Raw genomic sequence first — 2,145 nt, 5'->3', positions numbered from 1 at the left:
GGAATCCATTCATCCACGCACGCCGGATGTCGCGTTTGGAAATACACTCACCCCAGACAACAACATAGATCAAAACTGACAACAACACTGGCAATGAAGCGGTAATACCGAGCTACAAGACTCGCTGTACGATGGATCCCCGCCTTCGCGAGGATGACGAGAAAAAGGATAGAAAGAAAAAGCCGACAGTCCGAAGTAAGAAGGAAAAAGTTAGAAAACAAAGGATGAGAGAAAACACCAACAGCACCGTCTCACATAAAAACTCAGCACATCCCCGCCACGCCCCCCTACCGTCATTCCCGTGCACACGGGAATCCATTCATCCACGCACGCCGGATGTCGCGTTTGGAAATACACTCACCCCAGACAACAACATAGATCAAAACTGACAACAACACTGGCAATGAAGCGGTAATACCGAGCTACAAGACTCGCTGTACGATGGATCCCCGCCTTCGCGAGGATGACGAGAAAAAGGATAGAAAGAAAAAGCCGACAGTCCGAAGTAAGAAGGAAAAAGTTAGAAAACAAAGGATGAGAGAAAACACCAACAGCACCGTCTCACATAAAAACTCAGCACATCCCCGCCACGCCCCCCTACCGTCATTCCCGTGCACACGGGAATCCATTCATCCACGCACGCCGGATGTCGCRTTTGAAAACGTACTCGCCACAACAGACAACAACATAGAGCAACATAGAGCAAAACCAATAACAACACTGGCAATGAAGCGGAAATACCAAACCACAACACTCGCTGTACGATGGTTCCCCGCGTTCGCGAGGATGACGTGCGGAGAGACAGAACGAGGCTAACAGACCGAAGTTGTAAGGAAGAAGTTGGAATAACAAAGGATTAGATTAGATGAGACAAGACACATCAACAACGCCACTATCCCATAAAAGTAAGCACACCGCCGCCACGCCCCCAGTTGTCATTCCCGTGCATACGGGAATCCATTCATCCACGCACGCCGGATGTCGCGTTTGGAAATGCACTCCCCCAGACAACAACATAGAGCGAAACTGACAACAGTACTGGCAATGAAGCGGAAATACCAAACCACAACATTCACTGTACGATGGGTCCCCGCGTTCGCGAGGATGACGTGCGGAGAGACAGAACGAGGCTAACAGACCGAAGTTGTAAGGAAGAAGTTGGAATAACAAAGGATTAGATTAGACACATCAACAGCGGCACTCTCACATAAAAACTCAAAACACCGCCACCACACCACCAATCGTCATTCCCGTGCACACGGGAATCCATTCATCCACGCACTCCGGATGTCGCATTTGGACACGTACTCGCCGCAATAGGCAGCAACATAGAACAACCAAACAGCAACACTGACAATGAAGCGGAAATACCACACCACAACACTCGCCGTACGATGGATCCCCGCCTTCGCGAGGATGACGAGAAAAAGGATAGAAAGAAAAAGGATAGAAAGAAAAAGCAGACAGACCGAAGTGAGAAGGAAAAAGTTAGAAGAGTAAAGGATGAGAGAAAACACCAACAGCACCGTCTCACATAAAAACTCAGCACCCGCCACGCCCCCTACCGTCATTCCCGTGCACACGGGAATCCATTCATCCACGCACGCCGGATGTCGCGTTTGGAAATACACTCACCCCAGACAACAACATAGATCAAAACTGACAACAACACTGGCAATGAAGCGGTAATACCGAGCTACAAGACTCGCTGTACGATGGATCCCCGCCTTCGCGAGGATGACGAGAAAAAGGATAGAAAGAAAAAGCCGACAGTCCGAAGTAAGAAGGAAAAAGTTAGAAAACAAAGGATGAGAGAAAACACCAACAGCACCGTCTCACATAAAATCTCAGCACCCGCCACGCCCCCCCCAGTTGTCATTCCCGTGCACACGGGAATCCATTCATCCACGCACGCCGGATGTCGCATTTGGAAATGCACTCACCACAGACAACAACATAGAGCGAAACTGACAACAACACTGGCAATGAAGCGGTAATACCGAGCTACAACACTCGCTGTACGATGGATCCCCGCCTTCGAAAGGATGACGAGATAAAAATGAAAAAGAAAGGAATCGACCTAGCTCAAATATAAGTCAGAAGTGTAGAAAACTAGAAAACTAGAAAACTAGAAAGGCAACTGCA

At 48.7% G+C, this 2,145-nt stretch carries 1 protein-coding gene; it reads right to left on the bottom strand.

Annotation, left to right across the window (positions count from 1 at the left end; translation table 11 throughout):
• Positions 1-1,244: 1,244 nt before the first annotated feature.
• A complete protein-coding gene (locus CIK04_RS33005) occupies positions 1,245-1,571 on the bottom strand; it encodes a hypothetical protein (protein ID WP_176463285.1) in 327 nt (108 codons plus the stop codon).
• Between the last annotated feature and the right edge of the window lie 574 nt (positions 1,572-2,145).

The sequence above is a fragment of the Vibrio sp. 03_296 genome, assembly GCF_002265885.1.
Note: the sequence above shows the minus strand (reverse complement) of the source record. Positions and strands in the feature narration are given on the sequence as shown.